The following is an 18409-nucleotide window of genomic DNA, read 5'->3' on the forward strand; positions in this document are numbered from 1 at the left end:
CAATTCTTTATCGCATCCAAATTACACGAGCATAAGTGCAAATACCAGAAAATATTTACTAAACCATCGCTATAAATATTAGGAATCTAGCTTTTATTTTAATTAATTTTAGACTATGCAACATGAATTAGAAAAACTCAGATATCCTATCGGTCGCTTCGCCATACCAGATGCTATTGACCACACACTATTGAATGACTGGATTAAAACAATTACAGATTTTCCGGCTAGATTAAAGTCCGAAGTCGGGGATCTAACGGACGATATGTTGGAGAAACGCTACCGCCCCGAAGGGTGGACCATTCGTCAGGTTGTTCATCACTGTGCCGACAGCCATATGAACAGCTTCATCCGATTCAAATTGGCCTTGACAGAAGAAGACCCTACCATCAAATTATATGAAGAAAAATTGTGGGCCGAACTTCCAGACGCCAAGATAATTCCCATCGAAAGTTCGGTAAAATTGCTTGAAGGCCTACATGAACGTTGGGGGATTCTGCTCAAAAGCCTAACCACTGAACAGCTAGAAAGAGGATTTATTCATCCGGCTACCAAAAGGTTAATTTCTTTAAAGGTAAACATTGGCTTATATGCCTGGCATTGCAACCATCACCTCATGCACATTGCCAATGCCAAAAACTATTAATAGCGTTGGCTTTGTCGCAATGATCATTTCACTGATAAAAGATTATTGCAATAAAGCCAATGACACCATCACGCTTTATTAGAGTGACAATACCCATAGTAAGGCCATTAATCCTGCAATAGCCACCCCAATAAGGCCCGAAAGTAGAAACGACAGCAAATAATACCCTATGGTTCGTGTTTTCTTCTTCACAATATGAATCATACCCACCGCTAGCGTGTAAACTGTTCCTAATCCAAAAAAAACAATCGTGATCAAATCGATTAGAATGCCGCTGAAATCTATATTTGCTGATGACAACATGATGTTACTTATTATGTTTAACTAATTTATTAAAAATGTTTTTTCTTATCCGTATCATAGCGATATTTGTCATTATTCCTCATCGATATACTGTTCATATCCATCCCCCTTACGTTTCATCCAAGCTTGATAAAACTGTACAAAATAGCTTTGATCGCGTCCCTGTAGCTGATGGCGCTCAGTATATAAATATCCGAATGCCGTCTCAGGTATTTCTATCACATTTCGGTTTAAGTCGACATAAAACAGCCTCTCTCCCTTAAAAAGCAACAGGAGTTCGCCTGAGATAGCCTTGGGCGCTGGATAGTGAAAAGGCGAACAGATATAATCGTAAAGCTCACTACAAAACTTAAGCTTCGTATCGAAATAGCACATTCCCTGAGGGCAGTGTATGCGCATAAAATCCAAAAAGCAATGTTCGATTTTCTGATAGACATCGGCAGGTTCAAGTAACCACTCTCCGCGATGCGCATCATAAATCCCCTGGGTGTGGGAGCAGCCTACGACAAAAATATCTTTACGGTACTGCTGTATACTATCTACTGCGACTTTTTCTATCAGACTATCCTCCAGTCGGAATATCTCTTGTTCAAGCGAATAAATCTGCCATTTCTTCTTCTTGAGATAGGCGATACTCCGGTAGCCTTCTAACACAATAATCCGGTCGATTCCTTCATCCAAGATATTACCATTGGGTTGAATGACAGTGATTTTTTGCTGTAGCTTATTAGGTTTAATCCAAAAATATCGATTGGCCAACGGCTGGAGGCTACCTTCCAAAAAACTCCCCAAGTACTGACCGTCCATGAGATAATATTTCCGTTTTATCGTTCCTTTTTGCCGGCTATAGAACAGCTTGTTATAGTCATACATAAACGGCTCAGCCGCAGGATCTGAAATAATCACTTCTCTTTCAACCGAAAGGAGAATGTTGCCCTCCCCTTGTTTCGCATTTAAAAAGCCATACGCAATCCAGTCAAGCTCATCGTATAAGGCAGGTACACTCAGCTGGTTGGTATCAATATGTAGTACTCCGCGTTTTCCCGCCACTTCCACTTCTGCGTAGTTGTTTCCGTTGATATACCGCGCATCAAAAGCATCGCTATATTGACAGGCTATCAATTCGGCGCCGCTCGAATCGATATAGCCAAATCGTCCATTTGCTTCAACTACAGCGATACCCTCTTTATTGAATTCGAATATTTCATCGTATATTGTCGGAATCAGGAGATCACCCTTCGCATTTTTTAACCCTTTCTTTCCCTCTGCTTCAAAAACCTCAGCTCCTTTGTCCCGCAAAAGCTCTTCCGACCATAATCCCAATCCGTAATCAATCCAATCGGTTTGAAGAGCATCCAAAAAAGAAGAATAACCAGAAGTTTCCACCAGCGTACCCAACGGATCTAAGGATTGTTCATCGACAGCTTGTTGATACAATAAGGCTTGCATGCTGATTTCTTCGGCCCATGCTTTGGCCTGCAGGGTATCTTTCTCCGCGTTCATGCTAAATACATCCCGTCCATCGATCTGAAATGTATCGAAAGGCAAGGCTTCCAAAAATTCAAACATCCGGTTCACCGGCTCATAATATTTTTTTTTATAATGCAATCGATACCTATCGGCCAACAACGCATAAAAATAGCGAAGCCTCGCGATCCCATCTTTCTTATTTGCAAAAAGCTGGCTACCTTTGGACCGGATATTGGCCGATAATAAAGGCCGCATGAGGATGGGAATTTCGTAATTCCATTCGGCCAGATAAAAAGAGTATGTTTCTTTGGTCTTGAGATTTACATTATAAATATAAATGCGATGTGCCATGTGTTAATTTTTCTATTTTTCGTCTCTGTCGCATTGATCTAAATCATTCTATGACTCGTACGACTGTGGTAAAAATACCGTATTTATCAATTTTTTCGATTAGCGGAAAACAGGGATTTTTTTTCGGCCTCTATTTTAAAAATATTGTATCGAGATTGAATAATGAAACCTATATGTCAATCTATATGTTTATCAGCAAAAACAATCATTACTAAAAGAAACGACAATGAGATTAATACTGAAATTTATCTTTCTGCCTGGCATGGCATTGCTTTTTAAAGACCAAACCTCCCTATCCAATGATGACCTTACACTTTTCAGGCAGCTCTATCCCATTACCATTCTTCAGCCGGAAAGCAAAAATAGTTTTAAAAAATATGGGATCGAATTCTCCGGAATATGTTATGCCTGTGATCTTGCAGAAATCAAAATCAGTAAAGAACAGTTTCATTTGGTCAACGTATGTGATTCGAATGAAATCTACCGGATCAAGAACTTCACCTTTACCAGCACCGACACCAGCCTAATCCTAAAAACTCAGCACAATGAATTTATCTTCAAGCGAGTAGAGAAAGAACCTATTTTCGAATTGAAAATAAAGGGGGATCCTCTTTTGCTAAAGAACAAACGTATCGCAAAATACTACACACAGAAAGCTTTGATCGATCAGTTCGAAGTCCATGATTGTGGCGATTTTCAGGGTTAGCCTAACCCGACTTCACCTGACAATTGTGCGATGATATGAAATCTGCACTGAGCCTTTACTAAAGATATCAAAAGATTCAGTCTGGGTTAAAACAGACAGGCAGTCGTTCATTGACGACCGCCTGTCTAGCTCCAATGGTTAAACTTATATTTCAAAATAAAAACCCGATTCAGTAAGTTCTTTATATTTTACCCTGTCAAAACTATAGATCTTTGCGGCCCTTGCACGCCGATCTTTTTGCTTATCGCTGTGGTCGATTAATAACCCCATACTGAGGATTTTTTTTCGAAAATTACCGCGGTCGATTGAGCGCTGCAGAACGGTTTCATACAAATTGTGCAAATCGGGCAACGTAAACTGCTCGGGCAAAAGTTCAAAACCGATCGGCTGATAACGTATTTTCCCCTTGAGTCTTTCGATTGCGGTATGCAAGATCTGCATATGATCAAAAGCGAGATCTTTATTTTCATCAATACCAAACCACCTAACTGCTTCAATATCTACACCCGCTTCCAACATATACGCTTCAGGCTTGACAAGCGCATAATAAGCAATGCTGATCACTCTTCCACGCGGATCACGAGCTAAGTCTGAAAACGTGTATAGCTGTTCAAGGAAAATATTCTGGAGACCGGCCTCCTCGCGCAGCTTACGAAGGGCACAGTCTTCGGCTGTTTCTTCTTCCTGGATAAAACCGCCAGGAAATGCCCATTTTCCTAAGAAAGGTTGTATTGCCCGTTTGGTCAATAATACCTTGAGCTGGTTTTTATCAAAGCCAAAGATGACACAATCCACTGTAACAGCCGGTCTAGGATATGCATAGGTGTATTTTTCTGTTGAACTTGCCATGAGCTACAAATTTACTTCGGTTGACAGTTTGAGCTGTATCCCATATTTTTCTTTAAGTCCGTCAAACTGCAGTATTGTTTGCTCTTCGAATCCGGCAATCGGCGACATGCAGTCGATCAATAAAGTAATACGGGAGGTAATTGACCGATCATGTTCGAAATATTCCAAAATCTGCAGCGCCGAAGCCAATACGCAGTGGCTTGATGCCTCCCCCGCAATATAAATGGCATCGTATGCCCGTATTGCTTCAAGAACAGCATGGTTTACGAATTTATTATCATCATACTCGGCTTTGATAATACCATACATCTCCGTATACGGATCCTGTCCTTTGTAAACCAAGATCGGTTTTACCTTGCGCACCGCACTATGGAAATAGAGCATATTTGTAAATTGACTCTCGAGCTGTGCACCCCAGGTTCCCTCCAAACAATGGTATGGCCAGATGCACAATTGTTTTTTACCTGCAGATTCCAGCTGCTGGAGATAATCGAGCGCTAAAGCTGTATGGCCATTGGCAACGTGCCAGAGACCATCGCGTACATCCGCATAGCGAATGATGGTAAATGGCTCTGGATGATTTCCTGCCGCATCCACCCACCAGTCGGCATGGAAAATCTGCATCATCGAATGACAATCAAGACTGCACATCACTTGCGTCAGGGAACCCAAATTGCGGTACATCCACTGTGTTAGGCGCTGAACATCTCCTTTGGAACCCTTGACGGCAAGGCTCCCAATAGATTCCATAAAGTCGTTCTGAACATCTATTGCCAAAAGCAGCGTTCGTTTCGCATCCAAAGCTGCAGGCTCGACCTTTTCCTCTCGTGCCAAGGCCAGCATTGCCGGTATTTTATCACTTTTGCCGCTGGCAATATCCTGCACATCGACAATCTGATCAAATGATGTTTTCATGCTATTCATTTTCTTTAAGTCCGTATTTATTGTGTTAAAACACTATTCGTCTTTGCGGTCCGCTCCAGTTGAGCACATGCGCTAGTTTATTTAAGCAGTTAAAACTACCCCTTAAAAGTAGGTATGGCAGCAAATTTATGTGCAGATTGCGCAATACGCTTACGAATAACTTCGTCTATTACAAGGTCACCCGATGTACCTTTCAAAATAAACCCATCGATTTGCGCATAAGTCATTCCCAGTTCATCTTCATCGGTCTGTCCTTCCCAAAGGCCGGCAGAAGGACTTTTATACTGAATAGATTCGGGTACGCCCAGGTATTTTGCCAAGGTATATACTTCCTGTTTGGTCACCATTGCCAACGGATTCAGATCGTAGGCACCGTCGCCCCATTTCGTAAAATAACCTACCGTAGCTTCGGCCATATTCCCCGTACCAATAACAAATCTGCTGCCCAGTTGCGCAAATTGATACAAATACGTCATGCGCACACGTGGGCGAATATTTGCTAGGCTCAAGGCGCGGTTAGCCGCTGTGGCTTCTGCGACAAATTGTTCTTGATGAATTGCCAAGGCATCCACAGCAGGCTGAATGTCAAACACATGAAACGGAAAATCAAATTTCTGAATAAGCTCCATCGCATGGTGATAGCTTTTACTAGTATTCATATCGCTGCCATAGGGCATCATGACCAAGTGTACATTCACTTGAGCAAGGCGGCATAAACAAGCCACAACACTGCAGTCGATACCACCGCTCATTCCCAATACAAGCCCTTTACGGCCGGCCGATTTCACTTGCTGAGCAATCCAGGATGCCATTGATTGTGCATACTGTGCTACGTTTTCATCCTGGATGAAAAACGGTTTGTTTACGCTATTTTCCATATACTCTATTTGTTTCCGTTTTTAATCTATTTCTTATTTCCTCAAAGCTAGACGTGTGAATAAATTCACCATTTAAATAGAAGTCTTGCAGCAAGTTTCTATTTTCTAATTCAGCTACAGTTTGTGGATTCAGGTCGTCTATTAAACGATATTCATCATTTTCGAACACGACAGCCACCATACCTTTTTGCGATTTTTTAAAGTTTCCAGTATCTGTAGCGGGGCGCTTCTGGATTGCTTTAAATTCTCCATTGACAATTTCGGCAGTTCCTTTTAACGCAAAACCTAAGGTATCGCGTGTGACATATTGATAGGTGTAAGAGCCTATTCCCAATATGGCATTAGTGGAAGCAAACCCCTTATCAAACAGACCTTGACAGATTTTATTGGCCCTATCCACCGTAATGGAATCGCCATACACCACGCCAATATGGGGATCCAGCTCCTTAAATCCCTTGCTGTTGGTCGTGCCGCCAAAAAGCTCGTATAGACGTTCGACAATACCTTTCCGAACAGTACCGCGATCAGATTCTGCATCACCACAGATAATTTTTACCGGATCGCCACTATCGGGACGAATGACGACTTTACCTTCTCTTGCCATAATAAGATCTTTCAACTGCGGCAATACATGATCGACTACACGCCAGAGGTCATAGGTGTCCGATACAATGGAGATATTTCCACTGGGGTATACCTTGGTGATCAGATGCCGGAAGGCTTCCACTTCATTCGCGCCATAAGAACACATTACGCTGTGCTCCGTTGATGGGGTATACATCATCACATCACTTTTTGCATGGTAGTAGGATTTCAGATACTCCCTCACAGAGAGTGTTGCCGAAACACCAAAGCTTAACAGATGCCCACCTGCTGTACGATAAGCTGTTTCGGGAGAACCCATGCCACGCATGGAAAAATCTCCGGCTTGCGTGAAAACTTTATTGACGTCGCCCGTTTTCTCCGCAAAGCCCATTAATACTCTTTTATATTGATCCGCTATGGTCGCCGCAGTCATCGGTGACCAGATATAAGCAGATAGCTGTGTCTCCAGATATCCTGGCAACCAGAAAAAATCCGGATGCGTATTTTCAATCGTAAACATCGGCACACCGATAGGCACTAGACTGCCCTCGGGCAACGCATTTACCTTGATTGGAAGATACCCCAGCCGATGTAAGTAGCGAATATGTTTCGAATCATGCGTCGCCGCAAACTTCGCGTTTGTATTTTCAAAAACAGTTGCAATTGCCTCTTCGTAAGCCGCCACGACCTCTTCTTCCGGTTGAGCAAAAAAGTTTGCATCAAATGAATTGGTGATTTCGGCCAAGGCTCCCTGTAATCCAAAAAATACAACATGACTAATACCTTCTATGCGAGACATGCGTGGCGTCCAAGTCTCATAAACCCATTCCGTATGTGTTGGATATTGATCCTTATGACACAATTTATAACCATCTGTCCAAAGTATTGGATTCTTGCTCATTGATTTAAACATAACTTTCAGTCGTTAAGTTGATATAATTTATTTTTGGGTGCTCGGTATCCATCATGGAATTGGTGGTAAAGACATTGGTTATTGGTGAATCATCATCCAACAGGGTCCCTTTAAAAATTCGGGCTTCACAATGTGTGACCAAAAGATAAACTGCACTGGCTCCCATTTCTTTCAATATTTTCCCGGCCCAAAGAAATGTGCCACCTGCAGAACAGAGGTCATCGACAATAATACATTTTGCGCCGAGCGGAATATCTCCAGCCTTAAGTTCCATCCCTTCGATCCGGCCTGTTTGTGGATTTCGCTTTTTCTCAAAAACACAGCTATTTTCATAGCCGCTGTTGATGTAACGTGCCGCCGCTCCTTTATCCGGGAAAACAATCCGATCATTGTCCGAAAAATCAAGCTTTTCCATCAACTGTGGCAACCAGTCCAATGCCGGATAAACCCCAGCACTGTTCACTAAAAGTTCTAGGGTAACGTGGGAATGCGGTTCGACCACAAACACCTGATCAAATTGCAAACTGTTGATAAACTCCGCCACATAGTTCAATGTGAATAAATCACCTTCTATTTTGCGATCCATACGGCTATAGGGCATATAACGGATCAATAACCGACAAGTTTCAGCTTCGGTTTCATCCAACCGCTTCTTGACAAAAAGCAAGCGGATTAAGTCTCCATCTTCTTGATATGTAAATTCGACAAGGTTGTCTTTTAAGATCAACTGATCAAAATCTTTCACTTTTGTTTCCCCGTTTGGAAATTGTTCTGTGACTACCTGTTGCTTATTTAATACGATCATAGCTTTTAATTTTACTTTGTACTATTGAGTATTTTTTACTCAACAAATATGAGGATTAAATTTAAGCGCGCAAAATATATTGAGTACTTTTTACTCATAAAATCACAAAAACACCATAAAATACTATCAATCAATCAAATAATTTAGAGAAAGTTAGTTTACTTAAAATTCATCCCCCATTTCTAACTATTGGTCCTAAAGCTGATCTCCTGATTCACCTATATTAAACCAAGCATACCTATACCAAGTCGCATCTCATAACAATTTTTAGTCACTATTTAGACAGTGATCATTCATTAATTATACAGTCCACACTGAGTCATCACTGAACGAGCACTGAACAATCACTGAACAAGCACTGAACAAACAATGTTAAAAGGTAGAATTTGATAGCTCGCTCATCCCCGTTTGGCTACACGGTATCCCGCTCTCCGTTTGATTGACGGGCAGAAAGAAAAATACGTGCGACAAGACAGAAAAATGCGATGGAAATATGGACTGCACAGGTCCTATAGGAGATGCTCAGGTGATAAAAAACTGCTGAGCGACAGCCTCCATAAAAATTAGCTGATTATAGGGATTGAAATTTTGCGATAAAACAAGATCTTTGTCTATACCAAAGTCAAAAAATTCTTTGTCAGCAAATTTGTGAGCCGGCGGGGGACTTTAGATTACTTTAAGCATAAAGCATGGAAATAGCCAATCTTATCAAACAGGATATTGAGTCAATCTTACAGATTGAATCTCAAGACATCAAACAGTTGGTCGAGGACTATCGCGAAGACTTAATGGATTCGGAAACCTATGACGCCATTGATGCGTACAATATGCTCTATTCGAATATTTATGAAATGTCCGAGGAAGAATACCTCGATGCTTTTCGCACGTTGGGAGAGGCCTATCCGAACTTTGGCAAGGCCGATGAAAATGACGTCCAAAAATCAATCGCTGAATTGGAACGATTAAAACATGCCTTTAATGAACTACAACTCCATACTACAGAAGGCAAACAGCTGCTCGCACTACAATTAGCCGTTTTGGAACTAGATATTCAGGTCTATCGAAAGCTTACCTTGTCGCCGACTACAATGGAGATACAAGCTGAAATCAATTTATTGGAATCCGAATCGTTTGGGTTAACCAATCAGATCAATCAGTTTTTAGAGCTATACCACGATTAGTCATGCGATCATTTTATACCATGAATCGCTTAGGGTTAAAAATAGGTCTTTGCATGCTTTGCTTACTAGTCGGTCTGGCAACATCGTTATTTGCCTACCAAAACAAGATCGTTTTTCAGTCACAGCAGCAGCCGGGGAGCAGAATACCCTTTTACATCACAGAGCAAGGAACACTTTGTTATAATTTGCATGCAGACAAGTTGGGCGTATACGCCATACAGATCAATCTCAACAGGCTCTTTCCCACCGCAACGACAGCGCATCTTCGTTCAAAACATTATGAATTATCAGACAGTACAATAACAATAATCAACTATGCTGAACCAGCTATCTCTATCAACTATAGGATTGCTAACAACACCTTTGTAATAGCCAAATCCTCCAATTGGCTCGCGGACTATCAACCCGAATTTCAATTTATCGCTTTGAACAGCCTCAGACACATGGAGAATTTATTCGACACGAACGATCTGAGCGGCCTCATGCAACTGGAGGTAGCCAAGCTCCCTTTTGAAAATATACTTTTATTTTTTAGTCAGCTGCATGGATTTTCCACAGTAGAGGAATTTAGCAGCAATGCCATTCATCGGATTTTAGAAAAGGGACAGTACGCTATCGCCAAACAGTTTCACCATTTATTTCTAGCTAAAAACAGACAATTCAATGATTTCGAAATCCTGAAGATAGCAATAGAAAAAAACGACATGGATTTTATCCGTAAAACTTGTTTAAATAGCCTGAACCGACTGGGTATTGATGAAATTAAAGCTGATTATAGCTTTACACAATGCACATTACTTGGAAAAGCTATCTTAATAAAAAACAAAATAATCGTAGATTATCTTTTGCAGAACGGTGCAAACACGGAGAAAGTATACCAATATGAATCCGACGTATTATCTGCTTTTCAACTTGCCGAAAGGACCAAGTCAAAGAAAATCATGAAACTATTTCAATAAGTCATCAATAAAACAATGAAAAAGACATTTATATACCTGCTATCGCTGATTAGCTTGATGTTAGTCACACTGATCTTTGCTGAGCCAATACATGCTCAACCAAAAAAAGTGGCCCCCAAACACGCAAAAGATAATGCGAAATTGCCCCCACTCAAAGATGGTGATATGATCTTTCAGTCTTCCATTTCACTGCAATGTAAAGCGATCCAATTAGCGACGCGTTCTCCGTATTCCCATTGTGGGATTATTTTTTATGAGAACGGTAATCCTTATGTACTGGAAGCCGTACAGCCCGTAACTGTAACTAAGTTAGAACACTGGATTGCGCGAGGGGAAAAGCAGCATTACGCGGTCAAGCGCCTCAAAAATGCAGATCAGGTACTGACCAATTCGACGCTGGCCAAAATGAAATCAATCGGCAAAAATTTTCTCGGAAAAAATTACGATGCTACATTCGAATGGTCGGACGATAAAATATATTGTTCGGAATTGATCTGGAAAATATACCAACGTGGAGCAGGCATCGAAGTTGGGAAGCTGGAAAAGCTGAAAGATTTTGACCTAAGCAGCCCCGAAGTAAAAACCAAATTGAAAGAGCGTTACGGCAACAGCGTCCCGCTGAATGAAACGGTCATATCACCAGCTTCGATTTTTAATAGTGCGTTATTGATCACGATTGCGAATACGTATTAAGCATACCTACACAGTTTTTTATTTTTGAAGCAGAACCGTCTTGCCGCCGTTTAATTTACTTTCTTCGGCGGCGTCTATAAAAGCGCATATTGCGAGGGTTTCCTTTTCGTCAACCGGACTTACACCCGTTTCGAAAAATGGAAGGATCTTATCCAACAAGGGACCGTATCCCATAAATTGCCCCAAATGGACAATCTGATCTTTCAAAAAAACCGTTCCACCAAAATCATCCTTCCCCTCACGAATGCCCCGAAGTGAGGCAATTCTTCCATCCGCCCAGTTCCCAACATAAAACGAGGTACCCTGTTCCTGAACAGTCTTTACCGAAAGACACCCCGATCCCATCAACGCAAATAACATTTCAACGCCATGAATGCCGTACCAATATAAATCCTTATGTGAAGGTTCCGTTACTGCCGGACAATAGACATCTGCTCCGATAACCTTAGTCCTATCCAATTCCTGAAGACCGGTAATATAACGCAAGGAGCTTGACGAAAAAATAGGGCAACCATACTTTCTTGCAGCTTCAAAAATTTTGAAAGCGTCCGCATAGGAATTCGCTATTGGTTTGTCAATAAATAAAGGTTTCTTTGCTTTAATCACTTGAAGTGCCTGTTCCAAATGGAGATTTCCATCATTTGTCTCCAAAAGTACATAATCTACTTTCTTCAATAGTTCGGCAATACTTGATACGATCGAAACCCCGAGCTGTTGCACTTCCGCTGTAATTTTCGGAATACGCTCGATACTTAAAGGGATCGTTTTGCTTCCATAGGGGTAAGCCGCAGTAACCCTGAATTTTCCATAGGGATGATTGCTGGCAGCCGTATTAATCGCTCTTGTAAAAGCAGCAGCGTGCGTAATATCCAGTCCAATGATCCCTATTTTTTTCACCTTCTCTTGCCTCGAGGACAGCTTGTTATTCGCATTAACGGCATAGGATAGTCCAAATGCAAAAGAGGACATCAAGAATTTCTTTCTATTCATTTGATTCATTCAAAAGAGAAATAGCTGCATTGACCAAAACAGCCATGGATGTTTCGAAAGCCTTTTCATCCAGATTGAACTGTGGATTATGAAGGCCATATTGCGTGGTGGAATCGTCGTTATTTGTCCCAATCAACATGAACAACGCCGGATAACGATAAGAATAATAAGCAAAATCCTCGGCCGCCATCCAGATTTCGAGATCTTGTGGCACACTATTCCCCATCGTTTCCGCAATAATTGTTTTGACTTTTTGCGTTAATGCGGGATCGTTATAAAGTGCGGGGTAACCATGCCGTACTTCAACTTCCACCTTTGCACCCAGCGATACGGGAAGCGTTGCCGCTATTTCAGCAACCATTTCCAGCGCCTCCTTGCGCCATACCTCATCCATGGTACGAAATGTTCCGGCTAATTTGACTTCCTCGGGAATAACATTGGCAGCACCATCCCCAATGAAACGACCAAAGGTCAATACAGACGGCACATCGGGGTTGGCTTTCCGGCTGACAACTTGCTGTAAGGTGGTGAGTAACTGCGCGCCGATCATAATGGGATCAACAGCCCGATGTGGCTCTGCAGCGTGGCCACCACGTCCCTTAATGGTGAAATAGAACTCGTCGCTCGAGGCCATAAATCGTCCCGAACGTAAACCGACTTTTCCTACAGAAACACGGGGACTTACATGTAACCCCAGCACAGCTTTAATCGTTCCACCAAAAGATTCCAGCATACCGGATTCCAAAACCTGAATCGCTCCGCCCGGAATCTTTTCCTCAGCAGGCTGAAATAGTAGTATAATTTTACCAGAAAACTCCGTTTTATAATCATTTAATATGGACGCCGCCCCCAAGAGATTAGCCGTATGAAAATCATGGCCACAAGCATGCATGACACCGCTATTCCTCGATTTATAGTCCACATCATTTTGCTCATGTATCGGCAAAGCATCAATATCAGCCCGTAATACCACAATATCATCGCTCGCCGATTTTTGTCCGGTCAGTACAGCCACAACACCTGTCTGAGCGACAAGCTCGAATGGTATACCCAGTTCGCGAAGTTGTTGCTGAATATAGGCACTTGTCTCGTATTCTTGAAAAGACAATTCAGGATGCTGATGGATATGTCGGCGCATTGCAACGATTTTTGGAAAAACAGTCGCTATCTTGGCATTTAATTCTTTCAATATTGGGTCGATCATCTGGATAAGTTTTAAGAGTATAACAGGTCAACAAGTTAAGCTAAAAATAACGTACATAAAAATAAAGCACCAACACCGTTATAATAATCCACCATAAGGTCGGATTTCGAAAACCACGGTAAGCGGCTTTATCCTGATCCGGTACCTGAAAAGAATCGCCCGTCAACACCAGATTTTTTAATCTTGCTTCGGCGACCGCTGGTGTCAACAAACTGACCACAGCACAAACAAGCATACAAGTCCAGAATACAATGCCTGTTCTATTAAAAAACGGCATTTCAGGTAAGGTGTATTCCAAAAGTAAAGAAAGGGGAATTGTCAGTAAACCTGCTGTTAAAGCACCCTGCGATGTGGTTCTTTTCCAAAATACCCCCATTAAAAACATTGTTGCGATGCCTGGCGTGAAAAGACCATACAGATTCATCAAATAAAGGAAAACCGGCTTATCCGAATAACTGATCAGTACAACCGCACTCATGATCCCGAGTACGATAATAGCAACGCCGGCGCGCTTACCAAAACGGACCGCTTCGTAGTCGCTTGCATTTTTATTAATATACTGGCTATAGATATCCACGGTCAGAATTGTTGTACAGGAATTGATCGCTCCTGAAATGTGGGACATGATCGCCGAAATTAATCCGGCCATCACCAACCCTACCAGACCTTTGGGCAGTAAGGTTTCCACGAGTGTTGCAAACAGCAAATCGGGCTGATCGAGATGAGGTAGGAATTTTGGAGCCACCAATGCCGGAATAGTAATAATCAATGGGACCAAAAATTTAAGATAGTCACCAAAGATAACTCCCATACGCCCATGCCATTCATTTTTTGCCGCTAATACGCGCTGCACAATAAACTGGTTTGTCGCACAATAAAACACACTGATACACAACAATCCGCCTAAGTACATGGTCCAGGGAAAATCAGGATCAGAAGCAGGATAAAACATTTTCCAATCTTTCGATGAGTCTATGACCGACTGAAATCCCCCTGCTGCATCAATGGTGGCAAAAGTTAGTACAATTCCCCCCAACACCAAAATGACAAGCTGCACCATCTCTGTCCATATCACCGCTTTTAGCCCACCTAATACGGTATATAAACCGGTCAGAATTGCCATTCCAAAAATGCTGTATAAAATAGGAATGCCGAATAACGCGTGCAGCGACAGACCGCCCAAATAAAGAACTGCCCCAATCTCCACAAACACATAAGTAAACAAGATCAAAATTGCATAAAGTACACGGGTAGCGTTGCCATATCTCTTTTCGAGGTATTCAGGTATCGTATAGAAACCGTTGCGGATATAAAAGGGAAGAAATATCCACAATAATGCATTAAAACCGATTAGAATCGCGCCCCACTCCAGGGTAATGGCTACAAAACCACGACTATAAGCGGCGCCCATAGCGCCAACGAGATGATGACTGCTGATATTTGCTGCGATGATACTACCCCCGATCATCCACCAGGGCAGCTTATCGCCCGCAAGAAAATAGTCCCGCTTCGAGGCGGAGTTTTTTTTCGAAGCGTATAAGCCCAATACCACTATACCAATAATATACACGGCAAAAATAATGACGTCAATCCAATCGAGTTTCATCGGTCAATAATGTTTGAATTCCTAATTTAGTTTGTTCAATAAGTATTTCAAGACCGCCGCTGGCATAGGGGCTTTGCCACACGGCATAAATATCCTTATCATAAAGCTCTTTCGGTGCAAGGTACCCCACATACCCATTCGCGATATTGATAAAAACGATCGTATGATCTGGAAATTCGGCTCTTACTTCGATTTGATAACAGGAATAAGCTTCGTTGGCCTGCGCCACCAACACAGCATCTCCCATTTTCCAGATCCACACCGGAATAACAGCATCCTCTTGATCGCCGATGGATTTGCGGGTATTATATTTTCGCCAAAGGCGATCTTTCATAACACGGTCCGTACAGCCTTCGTATTCACTCAAAATTGCTTCGGGACTCGGTAGCTTTTTGTAAGGTACTTTGATCGATAATACCCTTTGCTTAAAATCGGTTGAAGCGCGCTGTTCCCGAAATCCCCAACAGGCCAGTGGCGCCCCCGAGATCAAAGATTCCTTAAAAATCCAATTTTTATGACTACGCTGTTCCTGGGCCAGCGTCGCGAGCACCGCATAGCCCAACTGCTTCCCGTTGGCTTCAACCAGTGCCGGATCTTTTACATACTGTCTCCGCGGAGCCAAATCACCGGATGCACCCTGTAAAAAAAGACAAGGCACGGATAAAGAGCGCTCTACTGTATTCCGCATCTCGCCAACAAAATCGGGCGAGAGCAAATCATTCTCGTGGGCAAAGCTGGTTGGGTGGCAGGCATAATTACAAATAACTGCTTTTAAGCTTTCAGTTTCATCATACAACCGCCCGACCAACAAGGTTGTATCCGCTTCTTTCAATGGATTGTAGCCAATCAGATAATGATCATCGACTTTCAGATCGCGGTTGCTGGCCAAATCGCATACACCATAATTCCAGGTTAGGCTGCCGTTAAACAGCCCACTTAGTGCCGTTTCGATGCAATATATCGCCTGTTGTTTGAGGAATTCAAGGTAGGGCGAAATCAGTTCACCTCCAGGTTGTGCTGCATCTGTCGAACAGATGCTTGGCCCGGCATGGGTATGCGACAGCGCAAAAATCAGCTGCGATTCAGCCAGATTAAAATGACTGAGCAGTGCTAATCGCAAATTTTGTTCATCAGCTGCATTTTTCCACCAGCCCAAATCGGCGGTTAGCAGAATTGCGGGCAAGCCATCGCAGGATTGCATAGCTAAACAATGCATCAACAGAGGTTGGTGAACAGCGGTTGCCTGGTCAAATGCAGCTGCACCCCAATTACGGGAATAGATGCCGACCGGTGGAGTAATATCACACTGGCTAAGTCCAAATCGTGCGTACAAGCTACCGGTCGTTTCTTTCAAGAGGTCTTTCTGTTTCATACATTAGGGTCTAATCAAGGACAGTCCACCATCCATCACAATTGCGGTACCAGTCATATGTTTACAATTGTCCGAACAGATCCAAAGTACCTGTTTTGCAACCTCTTCAGCTTCTATAATCTGACCAAGTGGCACCACAGCCTTTGCTTTCATTTGAAGTTCGGCATTTGATGACCAGACCACTTTGCTCAAGCCCGCATTGACATAGCCTGGTGCAATCTCGTTGACACGAATTCCGTATGCTGCATATTCAAGAGCCATGGCCTGGCAAAGCATACGCAGGCCAGCCTTAGAGACACTATATGCCGGTAAATTTTGATGTACGGCGTGTGCCGCCCAGCTGCCCATAAAAACGATCGAACCTGCGATCTCATTCTCCACAAATGACTTTGCACAGGCATTCGCCAAGAAGAATGAACCGTCGAGATTAACGGCCATTTCATTCTTCCATTCCGCATTGCTTAACGTGCTGAAATCTTTAATCGTAACGCATGCTGCATTCGCGATACAGATGGAAATTGCCCCCAGCTCCTGTCTTATCCGTGTCACCCAGGCGTCCACCTGCCCGGCATCCGCTACATCGACCTGATCATAAAATAGACGCGCTCCAGGGGCATCCAACAAGGGCCATCGCTCGCTAGCCACCTGTGGTTCAAACCGATCCGAGATGCATACAATGGCCTGCTGGGTCAAAAATGCTTCAGCCATAGCCCTTCCGATATCGCCAAGTCCCCCACTGATCAAGACGACCTTATTCTTATATTCCTCCATTATCGCTATTTTTAGACTACCAATCCCCTACACTACCGTCTTTATAAAAGGTTCGCTGCAATATTTCCTGTTGAAAAGGGTGTTTCTTTACCTCTTCTTCATTGATTTCAATACCCAAACCGGCGCGCTTATTCGGAAGGACAATCCGCCCTTTCTCTTGAACCGTAAACCCTTCGGTAACGACGTCCTGACGCCATTCGACGTCCTTATGCACACTTTCACAAATAATATAAGATGGTGTTGCAAATCCCAGCTCAATGGAAGCAGCCGTACTCACGGGGCCCTGTGGATTATGTGGTGCCATAGATACACGGTAAGCATCGGCCAAAGCTCCAATTTTACGCGCTTCAGTCAGACCGCCACAATGTGTAATATCAGGCTGTATAACACTTACGGCGCGCTTTTCGAGCATATCCCGAAAGGCATGCACTCCGATCAAACGTTCGCCTGAAGCAATAGGTGTCGTCACCGCCCGTTGAATCAAAGCAATATCTTCCATGGTCTCTGGCCAGCATGGCTCTTCAAAGAAATACAGGCCATAGGGCTCCAAGGCTTTCGCAAATTGCATCCCCATACGTGGGCTTGGCCGCGCGTGGCAATCCACCATAATATCAATATCGTCGCCGACAGCATCACGCATGGCCTTCACACAAGCTTCAGCATATTTAACGGGACGAAGACCTTCCAACGACATCGTCTCTGGAACAGCCATCGATTTAAAAGCAGTAAAACCCTCATCAACAGCTTTTAGCGCCAGATCCCCAAATCGCTTGGCATCGTCCGGAGCAGTCTCATAAAAATCCTCCATGCGACCTCCACCTAAATGACAATACAAACGGATATAGTCACGTACACGACCTCCCCACAGCTCATGACAAGGGACATTGTGAATTTTACCTAAGATATCCCATAAGGCGATATCGATACCACTGATGGCCGTACCGCGAACGATACCGTTTCCATGCCAGAAATGTTGTCTATACATCATCTGCCATAGGTATTCAATACGACGCGGATCTTCGCCGATCAACAATTGAGAAATATCCTTGATAGCTCCGACCACACTTTGCGTATGCCATTCCAATGTGGCTTCGCCCCATCCCCAAAGCCCGGGCTGGTCGGTCATAATTTTGACAAAAATCCAATTTCGCATGCGCGCATGGCATACAAAGGTTTCAATAGCGGTTATTTTCATAGTTAGGG

Annotated in this window: 18 protein-coding genes; 5 read left to right on the top strand and 13 right to left on the bottom strand. The window is 43.0% G+C overall.

The features are described from left to right. Positions 1–115 precede the first annotated feature (115 nt). Positions 116–646 carry a YfiT family bacillithiol transferase gene (locus QE382_RS16670; RefSeq protein WP_307186902.1) on the top strand — a complete coding sequence of 177 codons (531 nt, stop codon included), beginning with the start codon at positions 116–118 and terminating at the stop codon, positions 644–646. A gap of 78 nt (positions 647–724) precedes the next feature. On the opposite strand, the gene QE382_RS16675 is transcribed toward QE382_RS16670, so the two are convergent. Then, on the bottom strand, positions 725–949 hold the full coding sequence (locus QE382_RS16675; RefSeq protein WP_307186903.1) for a hypothetical protein: 225 nt from the start codon (positions 947–949) through the stop codon (positions 725–727). A gap of 72 nt (positions 950–1021) precedes the next feature. Continuing rightward, positions 1022–2770, bottom strand: a complete 1749-nt coding sequence (locus QE382_RS16680; protein ID WP_307186904.1) for a WG repeat-containing protein — start codon at positions 2768–2770, stop codon at positions 1022–1024. 226 nt (positions 2771–2996) lie between these two features. Here QE382_RS16680 and QE382_RS16685 point away from each other — a divergent pair, with 226 nt between their 5' ends. After that, positions 2997–3476: a hypothetical protein gene (locus QE382_RS16685; protein ID WP_307186905.1), complete on the top strand. Its 480-nt coding sequence runs from the start codon at positions 2997–2999 to the stop codon at positions 3474–3476. A 144-nt stretch (positions 3477–3620) separates the two neighbouring features. Here the strand turns inward: QE382_RS16685 and QE382_RS16690 are convergent, their stop codons facing one another. The 5 genes from QE382_RS16690 to QE382_RS16710 all read right to left on the bottom strand — a co-directional run bounded on the left by QE382_RS16690 (position 3621) and on the right by QE382_RS16710 (position 8430). Then, entirely contained in the window at positions 3621–4325 is a 705-nt protein-coding gene (locus QE382_RS16690; protein WP_307186906.1) for an NUDIX hydrolase, read from the bottom strand. Between the two features lie 3 nt (positions 4326–4328). Beyond that, a complete protein-coding gene (locus tag QE382_RS16695; protein WP_307186907.1) occupies positions 4329–5240 on the bottom strand; it encodes a cysteine hydrolase family protein in 912 nt (303 codons plus the stop codon). 104 nt (positions 5241–5344) lie between these two features. Next, positions 5345–6127, bottom strand: a complete 783-nt coding sequence (nadE, locus tag QE382_RS16700) for an NAD(+) synthase (RefSeq protein WP_307186908.1) — start codon at positions 6125–6127, stop codon at positions 5345–5347. Beyond that, positions 6117–7613 (bottom strand): nicotinate phosphoribosyltransferase, encoded by a 1497-nt coding sequence (locus tag QE382_RS16705; protein ID WP_307186909.1) that lies wholly within the window; start codon positions 7611–7613, stop codon positions 6117–6119. Before QE382_RS16705 ends, nadE begins: the two co-directional genes overlap by 11 nt. Before the next feature lie 4 nt (positions 7614–7617). Further along, positions 7618–8430, bottom strand: coding sequence for a phosphoribosyltransferase family protein (locus tag QE382_RS16710; RefSeq protein ID WP_307186910.1), 813 nt, complete (start codon positions 8428–8430; stop codon positions 7618–7620). Between the two features lie 689 nt (positions 8431–9119). Here QE382_RS16710 and QE382_RS16715 point away from each other — a divergent pair. Genes QE382_RS16715 through QE382_RS16725 form a run of 3 tightly spaced genes read left to right on the top strand, consistent with a single transcriptional unit; the run spans position 9120 to position 11263 of the window. Continuing rightward, a complete protein-coding gene (locus tag QE382_RS16715) occupies positions 9120–9611 on the top strand; it encodes a hypothetical protein (protein ID WP_112374175.1) in 492 nt (163 codons plus the stop codon). A 53-nt stretch (positions 9612–9664) separates the two neighbouring features. Then, complete coding sequence (locus tag QE382_RS16720; RefSeq protein ID WP_307186911.1) at positions 9665–10570, top strand: hypothetical protein; 906 nt, start codon at positions 9665–9667, stop codon at positions 10568–10570. Between the two features lie 15 nt (positions 10571–10585). Then, complete coding sequence (locus tag QE382_RS16725) at positions 10586–11263, top strand: YiiX family permuted papain-like enzyme (RefSeq protein ID WP_307186912.1); 678 nt, start codon at positions 10586–10588, stop codon at positions 11261–11263. Between the two features lie 18 nt (positions 11264–11281). Here the strand turns inward: QE382_RS16725 and QE382_RS16730 are convergent, their stop codons facing one another. The 6 genes from QE382_RS16730 to dgoD are packed head-to-tail and all read right to left on the bottom strand — an operon-like array spanning position 11282 to position 18401. Next, entirely contained in the window at positions 11282–12253 is a 972-nt protein-coding gene (locus QE382_RS16730) for a Gfo/Idh/MocA family protein (protein ID WP_307186913.1), read from the bottom strand. Next, complete coding sequence (locus QE382_RS16735; protein WP_307186914.1) at positions 12246–13457, bottom strand: M20 metallopeptidase family protein; 1212 nt, start codon at positions 13455–13457, stop codon at positions 12246–12248. Before QE382_RS16735 ends, QE382_RS16730 begins: the two co-directional genes overlap by 8 nt. 40 nt (positions 13458–13497) lie before the next feature. Continuing rightward, the gene (locus tag QE382_RS16740) at positions 13498–15063 is read right to left on the bottom strand and encodes an SLC5 family protein (RefSeq protein ID WP_307186915.1); all 1566 of its coding nucleotides are present in this window, start codon (positions 15061–15063) and stop codon (positions 13498–13500) included. Further along, positions 15044–16435 carry a hypothetical protein gene (locus tag QE382_RS16745; protein WP_286769757.1) on the bottom strand — a complete coding sequence of 464 codons (1392 nt, stop codon included), beginning with the start codon at positions 16433–16435 and terminating at the stop codon, positions 15044–15046. The genes QE382_RS16740 and QE382_RS16745 overlap by 20 nt, the downstream gene beginning before the upstream one ends. A gap of 3 nt (positions 16436–16438) precedes the next feature. After that, positions 16439–17206 carry an SDR family NAD(P)-dependent oxidoreductase gene (locus QE382_RS16750; protein WP_286754378.1) on the bottom strand — a complete coding sequence of 256 codons (768 nt, stop codon included), beginning with the start codon at positions 17204–17206 and terminating at the stop codon, positions 16439–16441. A 16-nt stretch (positions 17207–17222) separates the two neighbouring features. Continuing rightward, entirely contained in the window at positions 17223–18401 is a 1179-nt protein-coding gene (dgoD, locus tag QE382_RS16755) for a galactonate dehydratase (RefSeq protein WP_307186916.1), read from the bottom strand. Positions 18402–18409: the final 8 nt, after the last annotated feature.

Source organism: Sphingobacterium zeae, assembly GCF_030818895.1.
In the GTDB taxonomy this organism is placed as follows: domain Bacteria; phylum Bacteroidota; class Bacteroidia; order Sphingobacteriales; family Sphingobacteriaceae; genus Sphingobacterium; species Sphingobacterium zeae.

Excerpts from the sequence above, each read along its gene's own strand:
- nadE (WP_307186908.1), bottom strand. The coding sequence starts at position 6,127 with ATGGAAAATAGCGTAAACAAACCGTTTTTCATCCAGGATGAAAACGTA.
- QE382_RS16730 (WP_307186913.1), bottom strand. The coding sequence starts at position 12,253 with ATGAATAGAAAGAAATTCTTGATGTCCTCTTTTGCATTTGGACTATCC.
- QE382_RS16715 (WP_112374175.1), top strand. The coding sequence starts at position 9,120 with ATGGAAATAGCCAATCTTATCAAACAGGATATTGAGTCAATCTTACAG.
- QE382_RS16740 (WP_307186915.1), bottom strand. The coding sequence starts at position 15,063 with ATGAAACTCGATTGGATTGACGTCATTATTTTTGCCGTGTATATTATT.
- QE382_RS16710 (WP_307186910.1), bottom strand. The coding sequence starts at position 8,430 with ATGATCGTATTAAATAAGCAACAGGTAGTCACAGAACAATTTCCAAAC.
- QE382_RS16690 (WP_307186906.1), bottom strand. The coding sequence starts at position 4,325 with ATGGCAAGTTCAACAGAAAAATACACCTATGCATATCCTAGACCGGCT.
- QE382_RS16695 (WP_307186907.1), bottom strand. The coding sequence starts at position 5,240 with ATGAAAACATCATTTGATCAGATTGTCGATGTGCAGGATATTGCCAGC.
- QE382_RS16750 (WP_286754378.1), bottom strand. The coding sequence starts at position 17,206 with ATGGAGGAATATAAGAATAAGGTCGTCTTGATCAGTGGGGGACTTGGC.
- QE382_RS16745 (WP_286769757.1), bottom strand. The coding sequence starts at position 16,435 with ATGAAACAGAAAGACCTCTTGAAAGAAACGACCGGTAGCTTGTACGCA.
- QE382_RS16685 (WP_307186905.1), top strand. The coding sequence starts at position 2,997 with ATGAGATTAATACTGAAATTTATCTTTCTGCCTGGCATGGCATTGCTT.
- QE382_RS16720 (WP_307186911.1), top strand. The coding sequence starts at position 9,665 with ATGCTTTGCTTACTAGTCGGTCTGGCAACATCGTTATTTGCCTACCAA.
- QE382_RS16670 (WP_307186902.1), top strand. The coding sequence starts at position 116 with ATGCAACATGAATTAGAAAAACTCAGATATCCTATCGGTCGCTTCGCC.
- QE382_RS16705 (WP_307186909.1), bottom strand. The coding sequence starts at position 7,613 with ATGAGCAAGAATCCAATACTTTGGACAGATGGTTATAAATTGTGTCAT.
- QE382_RS16735 (WP_307186914.1), bottom strand. The coding sequence starts at position 13,457 with ATGATCGACCCAATATTGAAAGAATTAAATGCCAAGATAGCGACTGTT.
- dgoD (WP_307186916.1), bottom strand. The coding sequence starts at position 18,401 with ATGAAAATAACCGCTATTGAAACCTTTGTATGCCATGCGCGCATGCGA.
- QE382_RS16725 (WP_307186912.1), top strand. The coding sequence starts at position 10,586 with ATGAAAAAGACATTTATATACCTGCTATCGCTGATTAGCTTGATGTTA.
- QE382_RS16680 (WP_307186904.1), bottom strand. The coding sequence starts at position 2,770 with ATGGCACATCGCATTTATATTTATAATGTAAATCTCAAGACCAAAGAA.
- QE382_RS16675 (WP_307186903.1), bottom strand. The coding sequence starts at position 949 with ATGTTGTCATCAGCAAATATAGATTTCAGCGGCATTCTAATCGATTTG.